The 17,880-nt window shown below is 51.6% G+C and carries 15 protein-coding genes and 1 other RNA gene; 15 read left to right on the top strand and 1 reads right to left on the bottom strand.

All coding sequences use genetic code 11. The features are described 5' to 3' along the window. Nucleotides 1–5: 5 nt before the first annotated feature. The 7 genes from A0U42_RS02185 to A0U42_RS02155 all read left to right on the top strand — a co-directional run bounded on the left by A0U42_RS02185 (nucleotide 6) and on the right by A0U42_RS02155 (nucleotide 5,891). Nucleotides 6–518, top strand: coding sequence for an OmpH family outer membrane protein (locus A0U42_RS02185; RefSeq protein ID WP_065359689.1), 513 nt, complete (start codon nucleotides 6–8; stop codon nucleotides 516–518). 9 nt (nucleotides 519–527) lie between these two features. Continuing rightward, nucleotides 528–1,463 (top strand): OmpH family outer membrane protein, encoded by a 936-nt coding sequence (locus A0U42_RS02180; RefSeq protein WP_065359688.1) that lies wholly within the window; start codon nucleotides 528–530, stop codon nucleotides 1,461–1,463. Nucleotides 1,464–1,479: 16 nt separating this feature from the next. Beyond that, the gene (locus tag A0U42_RS02175; RefSeq protein WP_044503265.1) at nucleotides 1,480–1,899 is read left to right on the top strand and encodes an OmpH family outer membrane protein; all 420 of its coding nucleotides are present in this window, start codon (nucleotides 1,480–1,482) and stop codon (nucleotides 1,897–1,899) included. A 16-nt stretch (nucleotides 1,900–1,915) separates the two neighbouring features. Next, the gene (gene lpxD, locus A0U42_RS02170) at nucleotides 1,916–2,947 is read left to right on the top strand and encodes a UDP-3-O-(3-hydroxymyristoyl)glucosamine N-acyltransferase (protein WP_044503264.1); all 1,032 of its coding nucleotides are present in this window, start codon (nucleotides 1,916–1,918) and stop codon (nucleotides 2,945–2,947) included. A 12-nt stretch (nucleotides 2,948–2,959) separates the two neighbouring features. Continuing rightward, complete coding sequence (locus tag A0U42_RS02165) at nucleotides 2,960–3,874, top strand: lysophospholipid acyltransferase family protein (protein ID WP_065359687.1); 915 nt, start codon at nucleotides 2,960–2,962, stop codon at nucleotides 3,872–3,874. Between the two features lie 157 nt (nucleotides 3,875–4,031). Next, complete coding sequence (locus tag A0U42_RS02160) at nucleotides 4,032–4,727, top strand: 5-bromo-4-chloroindolyl phosphate hydrolysis family protein (protein WP_065359686.1); 696 nt, start codon at nucleotides 4,032–4,034, stop codon at nucleotides 4,725–4,727. A gap of 9 nt (nucleotides 4,728–4,736) precedes the next feature. Further along, nucleotides 4,737–5,891, top strand: a complete 1,155-nt coding sequence (locus A0U42_RS02155) for a toxic anion resistance protein (protein WP_065359685.1) — start codon at nucleotides 4,737–4,739, stop codon at nucleotides 5,889–5,891. Here the strand turns inward: A0U42_RS02155 and A0U42_RS02150 are convergent. Further along, nucleotides 5,886–6,647, bottom strand: coding sequence for an HAD hydrolase family protein (locus A0U42_RS02150; protein ID WP_065359684.1), 762 nt, complete (start codon nucleotides 6,645–6,647; stop codon nucleotides 5,886–5,888). The genes A0U42_RS02155 and A0U42_RS02150 overlap by 6 nt on opposite strands. Nucleotides 6,648–6,845: 198 nt before the next feature. Between A0U42_RS02150 and tkt the strand changes: the two genes are divergently transcribed. The 8 genes from tkt to rimO all read left to right on the top strand — a co-directional run bounded on the left by tkt (nucleotide 6,846) and on the right by rimO (nucleotide 17,880). Continuing rightward, a complete protein-coding gene (tkt, locus tag A0U42_RS02145) occupies nucleotides 6,846–8,837 on the top strand; it encodes a transketolase (RefSeq protein ID WP_065359683.1) in 1,992 nt (663 codons plus the stop codon). A 151-nt stretch (nucleotides 8,838–8,988) separates the two neighbouring features. Next, a non-coding RNA gene (ssrS, locus tag A0U42_RS02140) (6S RNA) lies at nucleotides 8,989–9,166 on the top strand. Nucleotides 9,167–9,245: 79 nt separating this feature from the next. After that, nucleotides 9,246–10,565, top strand: coding sequence for a replication-associated recombination protein A (locus A0U42_RS02135; protein ID WP_065359682.1), 1,320 nt, complete (start codon nucleotides 9,246–9,248; stop codon nucleotides 10,563–10,565). A 24-nt stretch (nucleotides 10,566–10,589) separates the two neighbouring features. Further along, nucleotides 10,590–13,103: a DNA translocase FtsK gene (locus tag A0U42_RS02130; RefSeq protein WP_044503257.1), complete on the top strand. Its 2,514-nt coding sequence runs from the start codon at nucleotides 10,590–10,592 to the stop codon at nucleotides 13,101–13,103. Nucleotides 13,104–13,174: 71 nt separating this feature from the next. Continuing rightward, the gene (locus tag A0U42_RS02125) at nucleotides 13,175–13,576 is read left to right on the top strand and encodes a RodZ family helix-turn-helix domain-containing protein (RefSeq protein ID WP_081651679.1); all 402 of its coding nucleotides are present in this window, start codon (nucleotides 13,175–13,177) and stop codon (nucleotides 13,574–13,576) included. A gap of 12 nt (nucleotides 13,577–13,588) precedes the next feature. Further along, nucleotides 13,589–15,490, top strand: a complete 1,902-nt coding sequence (locus tag A0U42_RS02120) for a YgiQ family radical SAM protein (RefSeq protein WP_083122157.1) — start codon at nucleotides 13,589–13,591, stop codon at nucleotides 15,488–15,490. A gap of 5 nt (nucleotides 15,491–15,495) precedes the next feature. Beyond that, entirely contained in the window at nucleotides 15,496–16,539 is a 1,044-nt protein-coding gene (locus tag A0U42_RS02115) for an ABC transporter substrate-binding protein (protein WP_065359681.1), read from the top strand. Nucleotides 16,540–16,545: 6 nt separating this feature from the next. Then, nucleotides 16,546–17,880, top strand: coding sequence for a 30S ribosomal protein S12 methylthiotransferase RimO (gene rimO, locus A0U42_RS02110; RefSeq protein WP_065359680.1), 1,335 nt, complete (start codon nucleotides 16,546–16,548; stop codon nucleotides 17,878–17,880).

The raw sequence follows: 17,880 nt of genomic DNA, 5'->3' as shown, positions 1-17,880 counted from the left end.
CTATTATGATGTCTGAAATGGGTAAGAAACGCAATATTAAAATTTTCTCGGCAGTCATTGCCGCTATCTTTGTATTCAGTATCGCCGGTCTTGCTATCATGCAGACGGGCAATCCGGTAAATGCTGCGCCTTCGAGCAATATCGGCGTCGTCGATACCAGCAAAATCATTACGCCGGATAACCAGGATGCCGTTGAAGTACAGAAACAGCTCCAGCAGGCCGAAGAAGATATGCAGAAACAGTTTGAACAGCAGTCGGCCAACATGGATGACCAGCAGAAACAGGAACTCTTCCAGAAGATGCAGGGCGAACTGACTACGAAACGTCAGGAACTCTTTAAAGGCCTGAAAGATAAGGTCGATACGGCTGTCGGTAATGTAGCCCAGACCAAAGGCCTCAGCTTGGTTGTTGAAAAGAGCGTCGTTCTCTATGGCGGCACGGATATTACCGATCAGGTTACGAAAGAACTGAACCAGAATTCGAGTGCTTCCTCCAGCAGCACCAGCAACAATCAGTAAGGAGTTCTTATGAAACGGATATATGCGGCAGCCGGTGCCGTGGTTCTCTTCGTTTGCCTCTTGGCCGGCTGGTGGTTTTTCAGCCATCGGGATCAATCCGTGCCAGCGGCAGCAGCGACGCCGGTCTATGCCTATGCAGACTTGGAACACGTCGTCATGAGCCATCCGCGCTACAGCGAGTATCACCGGTTAGAACTGGAATACAATGCCATGGTTGCCCAATATCAGTTTGAACAATGGAATTACTCCCGTAAGGCTCAAGCCGAAGGCGTGTCGATGCAGCAGTTTGCGGCTGTCGATGCAGCCGGTACGGCGGCTCTCAATCAGGAATTACAGGCTAAAGTCGCCATCAAGCAGGACGAGCTCAACAACCGTTTAAAACAGCAGTATGACGCCCTTGTCGAAGAAAAGAAAAAGACGACGCCGGTCATATCAGATGCCGATGCCTTAAAAATCGTCAATCTCCAGCTGAAGCTAAAGACCTTAGACCTTTCAAAAGAAGAGCGGGCAGCGACGGAAGAACAGCTGCAAGCCCTCTTGCGAGGCAGTAATGCAGAGGTGTTGGTGACGGGCAGTACGGCCAATGAAATCGCTGCGGCTATGGAGCCCTACAAGGCTCAGGCTAAGAAGGAACTCGAAGACTATGCCCAGCAGGTCAAGACCGACCTTGAAGGGCGAAAACTTCAGAGTCAAGCGGTTTTCCAACAGCAAATGGGGGAACTGAAAAATCGGCCCGAACCGGCTGTGTGGAATAAAGAGTGGAAAGATAAGCTCGAGGCAAAAGAAAAAGAAATGAACGATGTGAAAGAAGCCATCATGGCAGATATCCGTGATAAGGCGGCTGCCGTTGCCCAGGAACAGGGCATCGACATGATCTTTTCCGACTATGAAGGTGTCGGTACAGCCGCCGATGTGACCGATGATATCATTGCCAAATTGGCATAACAGGAGGCTTTTAGGAATGAAAAAAGTTTGGAAGCGCTTTGGAATCGTCGCCGTCATGGTAGCCCTTACAGGGGCTCTTGCCGGCTGCGGCGGTAAAGATAATGTAGGTGTTGTCGATATGTCGCGCATACAGAAAGAAGCGCCCCTTGTTCAGCAATATAAGCAGAAGACGGAAGATAAGCAGAAGGCTATCGATAAAGAACTGCAGGATGCGAAACAGACCATGTCTGCTGAAGATTTTCAGAAGAAGCAGCAGCAGGCTCAGCAGGAACTCAATATTTTCGGCGCCAGCATGCAGCGTCAATTCATGTCGGATCTTGAAAGCCGGTTAGGTGATATCGCTAAGGATAAAAACGTCGGCATCATCGTCATGAAAGAAGCCGTTCCTTCCGGCGGCATCGATGTTACCGATGATCTTATTGCCAAAATGCAGTAAAAAGGGGTTGTATATAGTGAATAAAACAGTACAGGAATTAGCAGTATTGCTGGGCGGGACGGTCATCGGCAACGGTGATGCCGTCATTGGTGACGTAAAAAGCCTGGAAGAAGCAGGTCAAAACGATATTACCTTTGCCGTCGATCCGTATACGGAATATTTGCCGCAGGTCCATGCCGGCGCCGTCATTGTCGACAAAGAAGTACCGGCCGGTGATAATACACTGGTCATCGTAGAAAATCCCCGTTTGGCTTTTTCGCAGCTCCTGGTCTTGTTTCACCCCCGTCAGTCGATTACTCCCGGTATTCATCCGACGGCTATCGTCGATGAGACTGCCGTCATCGGGGAAGATGTCTCCATCATGCCGTATGCCGTCATCGGCAAAAACGTTGAAATCGGTAAGGGGTCTGTCATTTATCCCTACGTCTTTTTAGGCGACCATGTCAAAATTGGCGAAGGCTCGGTCCTCTATCCCGGTGCCGTCATCCATGAACACTGCGTCCTCGGCAAAAATGCCGTCATCCGGGCCCATGCCGTCATCGGCGGCGAAGGCTTCGGCTTTGCCACGGAAAAAGGGAAGCATACCCGCATTCCGCAGATCGGAAACGTCATCCTCGGTGACGACGTCGAAATTGGCGCCTGCACCTGCTTGGACAATGCGACCCTGGGGGCGACGAAGGTTGGCAGAGGTACTAAAATCGATAACTTGGTCCACCTGGGTCACAACGTTGAAATCGGTGAAGATTGCTTCATCATTGCCCAGTCCGGCATTGCCGGCAGTACCAAGGCCGGTAACCACGTTATCTTTGCCGGACAGACGGGCTGTACGGGCCACGTCACGATTGGCGACAACGCTGTCTTTGCCGGTAAGTCAGGAATTATCGGCAATATCAAAGGCAATCAGACCTATGCCGGGTTCCCGGCACGGCCTCATATGGAATGGAGCCGTACCCAGGTATTTTTGAAGCACTTACCGGAAATGGCTAAGACCATCAAGGATTTGCAAAAAAAGATTGCCCAATTAGAACAGAAATTAGAACAGCAGTAAGAGGACAGGCTTATGTATACCTTCATGAAATGTCTGAGCTGGATTGTCTGCCATCTTCCGGACGGCTGCTGCCGCAGCCTGGGCATTTTTTTAGGTTCTTTTTTCTGGACCTTCGTCCCCAAGAAACGGAAAGTATTGGCTCAGCAGCAAATCTTGGACTGCGGCATTACCGATGACCCGAACAAGGCCATGGCTATTGCCAAAGCCAGTACCCTTCGCTTTGGTCCGATGATCATAGAAGTCTTACGGTATCCGGTCTATACGAAGGAAACCCTCGATGAAAAAGTTTCCTTTAAGGGACGCGAGCACTTAGAAGCCCTCAAGGAAAGCGGAGATGGGGCCATCATCATGGCCTCTCATGCCGGAAACTGGGAGCTCCTCGGGGCTGTACTTGCCATGAATGGCTATCCTCTCATTTCCGTAGCCCAGGAGCAGGACAGTCATAGTGCCGATAAGTTCATCAATGAATATCGGGCTATGATGAAACAGCACGTCACCTATAAGACGGGCATTCGCGACATGGTAAGACTCCTCCGGGACGGTCACTATATCGGCCTTCTCATGGACCAGGACCCGGGATATACAGGCATCATGGTTAAACTCTTTGGCCGTGATACGCTGACGGCTGACGGTCCGGCTAAGATGTCCGGCATCGCCAACTATCCCATTGTGACTATCTTTATCCGGGAAGACAGGCCATACCATCACGTCGTTGAAGTGCAGCCGCCTTTGCGGCCCTATACGTCTGATCACAAGCTCTCGAAAGCGGAAAAAGAGCGGATCATGTACGAAACGACGCAGGAACTCAACGACCGGTTAGAAGCTCATATCCGTCAATATCCGGAAGACTGGTTCTGGCTGCACAATCGCTGGAAATGGACAAAACGTTATAAAGAAAAGCAAGCTGAAAAAGAAGCTGCCCAATAGTGAACTGACCCTCTGACGTCGGATTTTTGGTCCCACGTTAGGGGGTCAGTTCCCAGGCAGCTTCTTTTTTTTGTAAATATTAACAGAATGACGACAAATGTCCGGGAAATATGGTATGATTAACAAAAGAGAATCTTTATACGGAGGAGGCAATATTATGCGCGTTCTTATGTTTTTTATAGCCCTTCTTTGTTTCGTAACGGCAGGGATTCTGGAAATTACCAATATCCCGGGCATTCTTGCTTTAATCGTCGGTCTTGTTGCCCTTCGGTTTGCCTTTCGGGGAAAGAAGTTCAAGCCTAAAGTCGTCGTTTCCAGCGGTAATGAAGAACTGGATAAGCTGAATACAGACCTCTTTAAGCGGGCCGTCGAAGACTTCAATACCCTTGATCGGGAAATGAAGACCTTAAGCGATAAGGAACTGCGCAAGCAGGTCGGTAAGATGCAGGGCATTGCCAAAAATTTTTTGACGTATCTCCAAAGCCATCCGGAACGGATCAGCTTGTCACGTCGTTTCGTCGATTATTACCAGGATCGGGCCATTTTATTGGTACAAAAGTATAAAGAACTGGAACAGACCGGCCTTGACGCTGCGGAAGTACAGCAGTCTAAGCTTCAGATTAAACGGCTCTTGAATAATTTTGATGAAGCCTATGCCGACCAATTTTCTAAGGTCCTCAATGCCCAGCTCATGGACCTCGATGCAGAAATGAAGGTTATGAAGGACAATATGGCTGCCGATGGCTTAAAGCCTGAAATTCCCGAAAGCCGAAACATTCCGGAACGCAATAATGATTTGGTCAACTCAATCATTGATTTGACGGATAAATTTTTAAATACGAAACGAAAGTAGGGTGTTATTATGGCGGAGATTAATTTGAACGACCTTTTGGATAAAAAACAGTCCGATGAGGGCACTCCCAAAAGCTATGAAAAGAAGGAACTGGTCAATTTTAATCGTCAGGTGGAAACGCTTACAGCCGAAGAACGGAAACAAGTCGATACCATCAAAGAGTCGATAAACTTGGTCACGGCCAATGCCATTGCCCAATACGGCATTGCTGCCCAAAACAATATCGCGTCTTTCTCCAACAGCATCTTATCGACCGTAAAGAGTACCGATCAGACGGCAGCCGGTGACCTTCTCAACGACCTGGTAAAGAAAGTTCACGATTTTGAAGAAGAACAAGATGGCGCTAAGGGATTCCTGGCGAATATCCCTGTCGTCGGGTCCTTATTTAAAAAGGTGCCGGCATTGCAGCAGTCTTATTTGACCTTATCGGCTCAGATTGACAATATTCAGGCCGGTCTCGATAAGCAGAAGATGATCCTCATGAAGGACGTAGCCATGTTCGACGGGCTGTACGATAAGAATTTGGAATATTTTAAGCAGCTCCAGCTCTACATCCAGGCCGGGGAAGAAAAAATTCAGGAATTGAATGAAACGACGATTCCTCAATTGGAAGCCCAGGCTCAGGCCTCAGACAACCCGATGGCGACACAGGTCGTTCAGGATTTTAAAAATTCTGTCAGCCGCTTTGAAAAGAAGGTTCATGACCTGAAAATCAGTAAGACCATTGCCATTCAGACGGCGCCGCAGATCCGGATCATCCAGGACAATGACAAAATCCTCGTCGATCGGATTCAGAGCGCTATTTATAATACGATTCCCCTGTGGAAGAACCAGATGATCCTGGCCCTCGGTCTTAGTCGGCAGAAGGAAGCCCTCCAGATGCAGCAGGCTGTGTCCAATACGACGAATGACCTTTTAAAGCGCAATGCCGCCATGCTCAAGCAGAATTCTCATGACACGGCCGTTGAAAATGAACGGGCCATCGTCGACATCGAAACGGTGAAACAGGTCAATGACGATTTGATTGCTACCATTGAAGATACGCTTCGCATTCAAAGTGAAGGCCGTCAGAAGCGGCAGGCAGCCGAACAGGAACTGCTTCAGATCGAAGACCGGCTGAAAGATGCACTCCTTAAAGGGGCCGGCCGGAACGATCCCTTATAACCAGCCGAATTTTTTACAGGCCTTTAAAATGCCGCCCTTGTCGTGGTCGTCCGTGATATAGTCGGCTCTCTCTTTGAGGGCCTCCCGGGCGTTGCCCATGGCGATGGCGAAGAATGGCTTTTCGAACATGGTGATGTCGTTGAAGCCGTCACCGAATACGACGGCGTCCTCCGGCTTTCCGCCGACGCGGGACAGCATGCGCAGGATGCCGCGGCGCTTATCCGTCGGTTCGATGAGGTACGTATGGTCGATATATTCCAAGTGAGGCAGACCGTATGAATCGGGTTCATCGTCTTTTTTCTCCGGCCGGGCGTACATGATTTTATAGACCGTCGTCAACTCGTCGATATCGATGGGTTTGACGACGGTTTTCATATAGTTGCGCGGGTCGGCATGGGGAAAGGTCTCATATGGGGTGTAACGATGGATCGTGTTGTCGGTGACGACGGCCCAGGCAAAGCCGCGCCGGTCCAATTCGTGTAGGAGGGATTTGCAGTTTTCAAGGGGAAGGCCGGTCATTTCGAACACGTCTCCGTTTAAGGACAAGCTGTTGCCGCCGTCGGCTACGACGGCCGGGATCCCATAGCGGTCGGCAAAGGACTGAGCATCGTGCTGTAATCTTCCTGAGGCGATGGACACAAAATGGCCGGCCTTCATGAGGCGGCGCAGGCAATAGAGGCTGTCAGCCGGAATGATGCTTGAAATCCCGAGTCCCAGGGTCCCGTCAATGTCAAAGAAAAAGTATTTTTTAGTCATGATCCTATCCTTTCTATGCGAAATATACAGGCCTTTTTATTATAGCATAATTCTTTTTGGCTATCCTAAATGACAGCCAAGCGAATGAATTCATATTCGAAAAGACATTTTGCCATTGACAGGACAGTCCTTTTTTTACATAATAAAGTGTAAATGTTTATTTATATTTAACGAACCTAAAAAGGAGCGATTTGACTAATGAGCACCATTGATACGACTTGTGTAAATGCCATTCGTGTATTGTCGGCGGATGCAATCCAAAAGGCAAATTCCGGCCATCCCGGACTGCCCTTGGGGGCTGCCCCGATTGCCTATGAACTTTGGGCAAATCACATGAACCACAATGCAAAAGACCCGAAATGGGCGAACCGGGACCGCTTTATCCTCTCTGCCGGCCACGGCTCGATGCTGCTGTATTCGCTGCTTCACTTGTATGGCTACGGCCTTACCTTGGATGATATTAAGCAGTTCCGTCAAGACGGCTCCTTGACACCGGGCCATCCGGAATATGCCCATACGACCGGCGTTGAAGCTACGACGGGTCCTCTCGGTGCAGGCCTTGGCATGGCTGTCGGCATGGCTATGGCCGAAGCTCATTTGGCGGCTGTTTTCAATAAACCGGACTATCCCGTCGTCGACCACTACACCTTTGCTCTTTGCGGCGACGGCTGCTTGATGGAAGGTATTTCGTCCGAAGCCCTTTCCTTGGCCGGAACCCTTGGCCTGTCCAAGCTGGTTATTCTTTATGACAGCAACAGCATTTCTATTGAAGGCAGTACGGATCTGGCCTTCACGGAAAATGTCCAGGCCCGCATGGCCGCTTTCGGCTTCCAGACTATCACCGTCGAAGACGGCACAGACATGGCCGCCATCGGCAAAGCTATCGAAGAAGCAAAAGCCGATAAAGAACATCCGTCGTTCATTACCATTAAGACCCAGATCGGTTACGGCTGCCCGGCTAAACAGGGGTCTGCCGATGCTCATGGCTCGCCTCTCGGCGAAGAAAACGTCGTTGCTATGAAGAAAAACCTCAACTGGCCGAAGCCGGAAGAAACCTTCTACGTTCCCGACGAAGTTTACACCCATTATGAAGAACTGAGCCGGAAAGCCGCAGCTGCCGAAAAGGATTGGCAGAAGCTGTTCGACGCTTACGTGGCTGCTTTTCCGGACATGAAGGCCAAATGGGATGCTTTCCATTCCGATATTGATGCAGAAGCCCTCTTAAACGATGAAGAATTCTGGGCTTATGAAGATAAACCGCAGGCAACGCGCAGCCTGTCCGGTACGATGATCAACCGCTTAAAAGACCGCATTCCGCAGCTCTTTGGCGGCAGTGCTGACCTGGCTCCGTCGAACAAGACGGAAATGAAGGGCGAAGGCTCTTTCGGGAAAGCCGATTACAGCGGCCGCAACATCCACTTCGGCGTCCGCGAACTGGCTATGGGTGCCATGACTAACGGTTTGGCCCTTCACGGCGGTGTCCGCCCCTATGCCGGTACCTTCTTCGTGTTCAGTGATTACATGAAACCGATGATCCGCCTGGCTGCTCTGATGGGACTCCCGACGACGTACGTCCTGACCCATGACAGCATTGGTGTCGGCGAAGACGGCCCGACACATGAACCGATTGAACAGCTGGCGATGCTGCGTTCCATTCCCAACGTCAATGTCTTCCGTCCGGCCGATGCTACGGAAACGGCAGCCGGTTGGTACTTAGCCGTTACCAGCCAGAAAACGCCGACGGCTTTGGTCCTCACGCGTCAGAACCTGCCGCAGCTTGCCGGCAGCAGTAAAGACGCTTTGAAGGGTGCTTACGTCATTGCCGACGCTTCGAAAGCCGTTCCCGATGCCATCATCATGGCCAGCGGCTCTGAAGTCGAATTGGCTGTCAACGCCAAGGCTGAATTGGCGAAGGATGGTATCGACGTCCGCGTCGTCAGCATGCCCTGCCTCGAACTCTTCGAACAGCAGGATGAAGCCTATAAAGAACAGGTACTCCCGAAAGCAGTTCGGGCCCGCGTCGCTGTAGAAGCCGCTTCCGATTTCGGTTGGGGCAAATACGTCGGCCTCGACGGTGCTACGGTTTCCATGAAGTCCTTCGGCGCTTCGGCCCCGGCAGGCACGCTGTTCAAAAAATTCGGCTTCACGACAGAAAATGTCGTCGAAACGGTTAAAAAGGTTGTAAAATAAGACCGATTTTCATCGGTGTCATAAAGTCGTTAACAGGTCCTTCCGGGGCCTGCTAAGGTCTTGAAAAGGGGATGCTGTATGGGCAGCAGCCCCTTTTCACATTGTCAAGGCTTGATTTTTCTTGAGTATTTTATTATACTATGTACAAGAAGAAACCCTACTGTGTACGTAAATGGTCTCGATGTTTTGAACCAACACTTTTTACATTGGGAGTTCGGTCTCTATATTGCGAGGCAATGCCTTCACTGGACTGTCGACCCATATAGGAGGACACCCACCTGCTTAGGCAGGCTCAAAACTCGGTTTATAAACGGCATGGTGGGGCTCTTTTCTTGTTCACGAATGTATGTATGTTTCCGCCGCTAAGAACCTCTTGGCGGCGTTCTATTTAGTCTGGAGAGCAAACAAATGAGCGGAGACGATTTATTTTCCATGGCCGATGAACGGAGCGGCAGGGAGTATGCGCCGCTGGCCGTCCGCATGCGGCCTGAATCATTGGACGACGTCTATGGACAGGATGAATTGATAGGTCCGGGGAGTTTCCTTCGGATGATGATTGAACGGGATACGATCCCGTCGCTCTTGTTCTATGGCCCGTCCGGCGTCGGCAAGACGACGCTGGCCCATGTCATCGCAACGGAAACGGACAGCCGCTTTGTGACCTTGAATGCCGTAACCGCCGGGACGGCAGAGCTGCGAAAAGTGATTGCAGCTGCCAAGGAAGCGGTTCATTTATACCAAAAGCGGACGATTCTCTTTATCGATGAAATCCACCGCTTCAATAAGAGTCAGCAAGACGTGCTCCTGCCTTATGTCGAAGACGGGACGGTCATCTTGGTCGGGGCCACAACGGAAAATCCTTATTTTGAAGTCAACCGACCTTTATTATCCCGGCTGCGGGTCATTTCCCTTCAGCCCTTGTCAGAACAGGCCGTCGTGTCTGTGCTGCGCAGGGCGCTGACCGATACGGTGAAGGGATTGGGAAACCTCGGCATTGAAGGCAGCGACGAAATGCTGGGAACCATTGCCCGCCTGGCTGACCGCGATGCCCGCGTAGGCCTTAATTTGTTGGAACAGGTTGCCATGGTCGTTCCTGCCGGCGGGAAGTTGACACAGGAAGCCATCGAAAAAGTAGCCGGTCATAAGGTGTATACCTATGATAAGAAAGGCGATGCCCATTATGATACGGTATCGGCCTTTATAAAAAGCATGCGCGGTTCTGATCCCGATGCGGCCCTGCATTACCTGGCCCGCATGATCGAAGCCGGCGAGCAGCCGTCCTTTATTGCCCGCCGCCTGGTCATCTGTGCTGCTGAAGACGTCGGCCTTGCCGATCCCCAGGCCTTGGTCATCGCCAATGCAGCGGCTCAAGCCGTTCAATTTGTCGGCTGGCCTGAAGGACGGATCATCTTGTCGGAAGCCGTCATCTATATTGCCTGTGCACCCAAGAGCAACAGCGCTTACCTTGCCGTCGATGCGGCCCTCAGCGATGTGCGCCGTAAAGACTGCGGCGACATTCCGCCTTATTTGCGGGACAGTCATTACAGCGGAGCCGCCAAGTTGGGGCACGGTATAAATTATCAGTATCCTCACGATTTTGACGGCGCCTGGGTCAATCAGCAGTATTTGCCGGAGGCCCTGAAAGGTGCGTCGTATTATCAGGAAAGACCTTATGGCCATGAAAAAGATATGGCCGCTGCCTGGCATAAACGCCGCAGTGACAAGTAATCTATTAGTGGAAGGTGAACTATTTTGGCAAACGGAAGGACCCCTAAAAGCCCCCGCCGCAAGCGGACGACCCGGCGGACTCGGACTGCCAAACGGGCAGAGAAGTCGCCCCTTTTAAAATATGAGATTATCGGTATTTTCTGCATCTTATTCGGCGTCTTCGCGACCGTCGGGTTTATGGGCATCGATACCGGTCGTATCGGACATAATGTGGATAATGTCTTATCGTATATCTTTGGCTTGGGACGGATTGTCGTCAGCCTGTCTTTGGTCGTTCTGGGGCTGAAGTATATTGTCGTTCGCAAGGCCTGCCCCGTATCGCGGTCCTGGCTCATCGGTACTTGGATTTATGTGCTCCTCTTAGGACTCATTCATTTGTTGGTCATTCCGGAAGGGACGGAATTCCTGCCGTCCAGCTTGTCTGTCGGAGGAGGTATCATCGGGGCCGTCGTATCCTCGGTGCTGCAGCAGTTTCTCGGCTTTTTTGGGGCCTTTATGGCCATTGTGGGAGCGGCTATCGTTACCTTTCTGATTTGGAAGAATTGGTCGATTTCTCAACCTGTAGCCGTCGTAGCCGATAAGGCCGGCCAGGAAGCGGCCCGCGTTTCCGGAAAAGCCGTCGAAGGCCTGCAGGATGCCTCCCAGTCCCTGCGCCAATGGCATGAAAAGCGGAAGATTTTCGATTTTCAAGCTCTTGATCAGGCTCCCAAGGAAGAGCCGGACAAGGCACCGACTGCCGTTCCGGAAGCACAGCCCGAGGGCATTCAGATTTCCGATGCCCGGGATCTTGGAAACGGCGTTGAAGAAGTCAGCTTTGATTCTCGTCCTATCGAGGAAAACCTGTCTTCCGAAGAGGCAGATGATTATTGGGATAACATCCTTGAACAGGGCGTAGACGATATGGAAGAGGCTCCCGATTACAGTCAGATCCATGAAACCGTCGTTTCCGATGCGGAACCGACGGCGCACGACGTTCAGCCGACCAAGGCTCCATCCTTAGCCGAAGAACGGGATGTCCTCAGCCACGATATGGACGATATCAAACCGATTGAAGTCGAACAGAGCAGTGTGGCTGTCGAACTCAGTGATGAAGGCAGCAGTGCCGTGCCTAAAGCGGAGGGCAAGAAATTGTACCGCCTGCCGTCTGTTTCCATTCTGAAGCCAGGTCCCCAGCATACGGTCGGTCTCAGTGATGAAGTTCGGGAAAATGCTGCTATTTTAAAAGAAACCCTGCAGAGCTTCAACATCGATGCCAAGATTTTAAATGCCAGCCAGGGGCCGTCCATTACACGCTACGAACTGGAACCGGCTGCCGGTGTCAAGGTCAGTAAAATCGTTCATTTGGCCGATGACATTGCCCTTAAATTGGCAGCGACGGATATCCGTATCGAAGCGCCGATTCCCGGCAAGGCTGCCGTTGGCATTGAAGTTCCGAATAAGAAACTGACCGGCGTCAACCTGCGCGACGTCATCGAAAGTGAAACCTTCCAAAAGGCCGCCAGAGGCGTTCCTGTCTGCTTGGGGAAAGATATTGCCGGCAATCCCATCGTAGCCGATTTGACCAAGATGCCGCATCTTCTGGTGGCAGGGTCTACGGGTTCCGGGAAGAGTGTCTGCATCAACACCTTCATTGCCAGCATCCTCTTTAAGCAGCGGCCGGAAGACGTAAAATTAATCCTCATCGATCCGAAAGTCGTTGAATTATCAAACTACAACGGGATTCCTCATTTGCTGACCCCGGTCGTGACCGATCCCAAGAAGGCCGCCAGTGTCCTGCGCTGGGCCGTTCGCGAAATGGATGACCGCTACAAGCGATTTGCCCTCACTCATACGAGGGATATTTCTCGTTATAACGAACTTCATCCTGAGGAAACGATGCCCTTTATCGTCATCATCATCGATGAATTGGCTGACCTCATGATGATGGCCTCCGATGACGTCGAAAAGTCGATCATCCGCCTAGGCCAGAAAGCCCGCGCCTGCGGCATGCACTTAGTCCTGGCCACGCAGCGTCCGTCTGTAGACGTCCTGACCGGCCTTATTAAGGCCAATGTGCCCAGCCGTATTGCCTTTGCCGTATCGAGTCAGGTCGATTCTCGGACGATCCTGGACATGGCCGGCGCCGATAAACTCATCGGTAAAGGGGATATGCTCTTTTATCCGCTCGGCGCTTCCAAACCGCTTCGCGTCCAAGGCGCTTTTATTTCCGACTCAGAAATCGACGAGATGGTCGAATTTATCAAGGGCCAGGACGGGCCTCATTACGATGAGTCGGTCCAAAAGGCCCAGTCTGAAAACGCCGAAGACAGCGTCGATTTTTTTGAAGATGACCTCATGCGTCAGGCCATCGATATGGTTCTCGAGACCGGCCAGGCTTCGACGTCTATGCTCCAGCGCCGCTTCCGCATCGGCTATACGCGGGCTGCCCGCATGATCGATATGATGGAAGCTATGCACATCGTCGGCCCCAATAACGGCAGTAAGCCGCGGGATATTTTGATGACTGCCGACGAAGTCCAACAGAAGTATTTGGGCTGAACCCCTGTACCCTTTGTCGTATCTGTTATATAATAAAGGATACGATTATAGTAAATAGGGAGAGAAAGACAGTGAAGGAATCTTCGATCGGTGACGTATTACGATTAGCGAGAGAACAACAGGGTCTGACCTTACAAGACGTATCGGAGGCCCTCAATATAAAGCGGGAATACTTGGAAGCCTTGGAAGCCAATGAATATGATGCCATTCCCGGCGCCGTATTCGTCAAAGGCTTTATCCGAAACTACGGCAATTTTTTGGAACTGGACGGCATTGCCTTGGTCCAAGAATATAAGGCCTCCGTTGAAGAACGGACGCCAAGACCCGAAGTGCGGACCATCGTTCCTGCCAAACATCAAAAAAATAGGAAAGACAGTAAGAAGAAAAAGACGCGGCAGGGAAATTGGCCGGAAATTACGATTGTGGCCGGCATCATCATTTTTCTGTTGCTCATCATTTGGATTTTAATGTAAATAAGGAGCCATATGCGCGAGAATTTCTTAGTAACCAGTCGGGACGATATGAAAAGACGCGGCTGGGATCAACTTGATTTTGTCTACATCAATGGCGACGCCTATGTCGATCACCCCGGTTTTGCCGCAGCCCTTATCGGCCGCGTCCTCGAAAGCCGGGGCTATCGTGTCGGCCTGATTTCCCAGCCTGACTGGCACAGTGCAGACGCCTTTAAAGCCTTAGGCCGTCCGCGGCTGGCCGCTTTGATTACGGCAGGCAACCTCGATTCCATGCTCAATGAAAAGACGGCGGCTCGAAAGTTCCGCAGTCGCGACAGTTATTCGCCGGGTGGGGAAACGGGGCATCGGCCGGAACGGGCGACGATTGTCTATGCCAATCGCATGCGCGAGGCCTATAAAGACGTGCCCATCATCATCGGCGGTATCGAGGCCAGCCTGCGCCGCTTTGCTCATTATGACTACTGGTCCGATAAGGTGCGCCACTCGATACTCCTCGACAGCAAGGCCGATATCCTCAGTTATGGCATGGGGGAACACTCTATTGTAGAAATCGCCGATGCCCTGGCTGAAGGTAAGTCCGTCGCTGAGATGTACGACATCCGCGGCATCTGCTACGTGACCGGGAAACCGCCTATTTCGGACAAGACCGTCGTCTGCCCGTCTTATGAAGAGGTCCGGGCCGATAAAGCGGCTTTTGCCAAGGCTTTTAAAATGCAGTATGAAGAGCAGGATCCTTTTTACGGAAAGACCATCATCCAGCCGTCAGAAAACCGCTTCGTCGTCCAGACGCCGCCGGCCCTGCCCCTTTCGACGGAAGAGATGGATGCCATTTACGAGCTGCCCTTTCAGCGTCGCTGGCATCCTGATTACGACGCTGCCGGTGGGGTTCCGGCTTTGCAGGAAGTACAGTTCAGCCTGACCAGTCAGCGCGGCTGTTTCGGCCACTGTCATTTCTGCGCCATTGCCAGCCACCAAGGACGCATCATCCAGCACCGCAGCCAGGAATCCCTCGTTCGCGAGACCGAACGGATGACGAAGCTGCCGGGATTTAAAGGCTATATTCACGATGTCGGCGGTCCGACGGCCAACTTTCGTCACGTGGCTTGTCAAAAGCAGCTGACTGACGGCGTCTGCCGCAATCGCCACTGTATCGGCAGTGAAACCTGTCAGAACCTCAATACGTCCCATGACGATTATCTGCAGCTCCTGCGGAAAATTCGTCATGTAAAAGGTGTGAAGAAGGTCTTCGTTCGCTCCGGCCTTCGCTATGATTACGTATTGGCCGACGGCAACAAAGAATTCGTCAAAGAACTCTGCCAGTATCACGTCAGCGGTCAGCTGAAAGTCGCGCCGGAACACGTCGTCAAACACGTGACCGACCTCATGGGAAAAGCCGATGTCAACGCATTTCTGACCTTTAAGGACTGGTTCGATGAAGCCAATCGGGAACTGGGCAAGAAACAGTACTTGGTCCCCTATTTCATGTCCAGTCATCCGGGCTGTACCTTAAAAGATGCCGTAGCCCTGGCCGAATTTCTGCGGGACATGCATATGCAGCCTGAACAGGTCCAGGATTTTATCCCGACGCCGGGCAGTTTGTCGACGGCCATGTATTATACCGGTATCAATCCCTTGACCGGGCAAAAGGTCTACGTGGCTCGCAGGGCAGAAGAAAAGCAGATGCAGCGGGCCCTTATGCAGTACAAGAACCCGGCGAATTATGATATTGTCTATAAGGCCTTATGCCTGGCGGGCCGTCGTGACCTCATCGGTTACGGGCCGAAGTGCCTCATTGCACCACGGCGTCATCAAAGTCAGTCAGGCCGTCCGCTCGGCAGCGGCCGCCATGGCCGTTCGCCTGTCCGTTCCGGACAAAGGCGGAAGGATTTGAATCGAACTAGAAAATTCAGGTGAATACAATGAAGAAATACGTGCCTTTTGTCGTGCTCAGCGTCTTCGTCATCTTACTGTTGGGTCTGGCGTGGCCCATCTTGATGAAGCACCAGCAGGAAGAAGCACAACGGGCTTATGAAGCCGGCCGTCATCTCGTCATCTTTTCGGATTTGCCCCAGGATGTCAATGACGGTTTGGCCCGAGAATTTTATAAGCAGAAGCATTTGCGGGTGCAGATTTATTCTAAGACCGACAGCGATATGCGCCAGTCGCTGGGGAATATCAACGGTCCTAAGCCGGATATCCTCATCGCTTCGGAAGATGATTTGCGTACGCAAAAGCAAAATGGCGTTCTCCAGCCGTATGAGTCGGCCTATACCGACAATATCCCGTCGTCCATGAAAGATGACGATGGCATGTGGAGCGGTTTATGGTACAATCCGATGGTCTTTGTCGTCAGTCAGTCTTATTATGAACGGCGAGGCCAGCTCCTTTCTACTTGGGATGACCTGTTGACCGATCCTCAGATGCTGCTGGCCTTTCCGGACCTGGCTGCCATGGATATGGCCGGCGAATTCCTCTGTTCTTTCGTAGAGATGAAGGGCCTCGATGAAAGTGAACGCTACCTGCGTGCCTTGCAAAGTCACGTCGCTTCCTATTCGAAATCGATGCCGGTTAACGTCCGCCGCGTTGCCAGCGGGGAAGCCGATATCGGCGTAGCCGATGCTTCGTCTGCTAAGCAGTATCGAAATGACGGAGCGCCTATTTATATCATCTATCCCCAAGACGGTACGTCGTACTGGCTGACGGGGATAGCTGTCACCAATTGGTGCGAGGACGGAGAATTAGCCAATGCTTTTGCCGATTGGATCTATTCGCCAGAGGCTAATGCCGTCTTACAGCAAAAGCACATTTTCATGAGCGATGCCCTGCCGCAGGCTCAGCCTGAGCTCGATGCCAACGGACGGGGACTCGTCTTATTCCCGGTAAAAAAATTATATTCTGATGAAGGCCGCCGCAGCTTACAGTCATGGTGGATCAAATCAATTCGCTTCGGAAAGGAAAAATAACGATACATGGAAAAGATCGGATTTGTCAGCTTAGGCTGTTCTAAAAATCTCATCGATACAGAAGTCATGCTGGGCATCCTCCGCGACCGCCACATGGAGATCACAGAGGATCTCTCCCAGTCTGACATTATTATCGTCAATACCTGTACCTTTATTGAAAAGGCAAAGCAGGAATCCATCGATACCATTTTGCAGGCAGCCCGCTATAAAACGGAGGGCAACTGCAAGATTCTCATCGTAACGGGCTGCCTCAGCCAGCAGTATAAAGAAGAACTGATGAAGGAAATGCCGGAAATCGACGCCCTCTTGGGTACCGGTTCATGGGACCGCATCTGGGAAGCCATCGATACTGTCAAAAAGGGCCGTAAAGCCTGCTTCATCGACGATGTCAGTCATTTGTACGATCAGCATACGAGCCGCATGCGGACGACGCCGACGTATAGTGCCTATGTAAAAATCGGCGAAGGCTGCAACAACGGCTGCTCTTTCTGCATTATTCCTCACGTTCGGGGGAAATTGTACAGTCGTCCCATCGAATCGATTGTAGCTGAAGTGCAGCAGCTGGCTGCCGACGGTGTAAAGGAAATCAACCTCATCGCCCAGGATACGACGAGTTACGGCGTCGATATTGCCGGCCATTCCCTGCTGCCAGATCTCCTGCGCCAATTGGTTCCCATCGAAGGCATCCGCTGGATCCGTCTGTTCTACCTCTATCCCCATTACTTTACGGATGAATTGATGGATCTCATCGTGAAGGAAGATAAAATCTGTCCCTATGTCGATTTGCCGCTCCAACACATTGCCGAACCGGTCCTGCGCCGCATGAACCGCCGCGATTCGGAAGACGATGTGCGTCGCCTCATTAAAAAACTGTGCAGTCACGGCCGCAAGCTTACCCTGCGCTCGACCTTTATCGTCGGGTTCCCCGGTGAAACGGAAGCTGAATTCCAGGCTCTCTGCGACTTTGTAAGGGAAACGGAATTTGATGACGTCGGCGTCTTTACCTATTCTCAAGAAGAAGGGACGCCGGCGGCCACCATGGACGGCCAGATTCCGGAAGAGATAAAAGAAGAACGCTATCATCAGCTCATGGCCATCCAGGCCAAGGTGTCGGAAATCCGCAACCAAGAACTGGAAGGTTCGGTGCATACGATGTTAGTCGAAAAAGTAGAACAAGAAAAAGGTGTGACCCAAGCCGTCGGACGCATTGAAATCCAGGCGCCCGATGTCGATGGCCTGACCTATTTGGAAGATGCCGAGGGTGTACAGCCCGGGGACATGATCCCGGTCCGCATTGCCCAGGGCTTTGCCTATGATCTCGTGGCTGAACGGCTCGATTAA

The organism is Megasphaera sp. DISK 18, assembly GCF_001682955.1.
Classification (GTDB): Bacteria; Bacillota; Negativicutes; order Veillonellales; family Megasphaeraceae; genus Megasphaera; species Megasphaera massiliensis.
The sequence above is the reverse complement of the archived record's forward strand: the minus strand, read 5'-3'. Positions and strand labels throughout refer to the sequence as shown.

Excerpts from the sequence above, each read along its gene's own strand:
- A0U42_RS02155 (WP_065359685.1), top strand. The coding sequence starts at position 4,737 with ATGGCGGAGATTAATTTGAACGACCTTTTGGATAAAAAACAGTCCGAT.
- A0U42_RS02160 (WP_065359686.1), top strand. The coding sequence starts at position 4,032 with ATGCGCGTTCTTATGTTTTTTATAGCCCTTCTTTGTTTCGTAACGGCA.
- A0U42_RS02115 (WP_065359681.1), top strand. The coding sequence starts at position 15,496 with ATGAAGAAATACGTGCCTTTTGTCGTGCTCAGCGTCTTCGTCATCTTA.
- A0U42_RS02165 (WP_065359687.1), top strand. The coding sequence starts at position 2,960 with ATGTATACCTTCATGAAATGTCTGAGCTGGATTGTCTGCCATCTTCCG.
- A0U42_RS02120 (WP_083122157.1), top strand. The coding sequence starts at position 13,589 with ATGCGCGAGAATTTCTTAGTAACCAGTCGGGACGATATGAAAAGACGC.
- tkt (WP_065359683.1), top strand. The coding sequence starts at position 6,846 with ATGAGCACCATTGATACGACTTGTGTAAATGCCATTCGTGTATTGTCG.
- A0U42_RS02150 (WP_065359684.1), bottom strand. The coding sequence starts at position 6,647 with ATGACTAAAAAATACTTTTTCTTTGACATTGACGGGACCCTGGGACTC.
- A0U42_RS02175 (WP_044503265.1), top strand. The coding sequence starts at position 1,480 with ATGAAAAAAGTTTGGAAGCGCTTTGGAATCGTCGCCGTCATGGTAGCC.
- A0U42_RS02135 (WP_065359682.1), top strand. The coding sequence starts at position 9,246 with ATGAGCGGAGACGATTTATTTTCCATGGCCGATGAACGGAGCGGCAGG.
- A0U42_RS02180 (WP_065359688.1), top strand. The coding sequence starts at position 528 with ATGAAACGGATATATGCGGCAGCCGGTGCCGTGGTTCTCTTCGTTTGC.
- A0U42_RS02185 (WP_065359689.1), top strand. The coding sequence starts at position 6 with ATGATGTCTGAAATGGGTAAGAAACGCAATATTAAAATTTTCTCGGCA.
- rimO (WP_065359680.1), top strand. The coding sequence starts at position 16,546 with ATGGAAAAGATCGGATTTGTCAGCTTAGGCTGTTCTAAAAATCTCATC.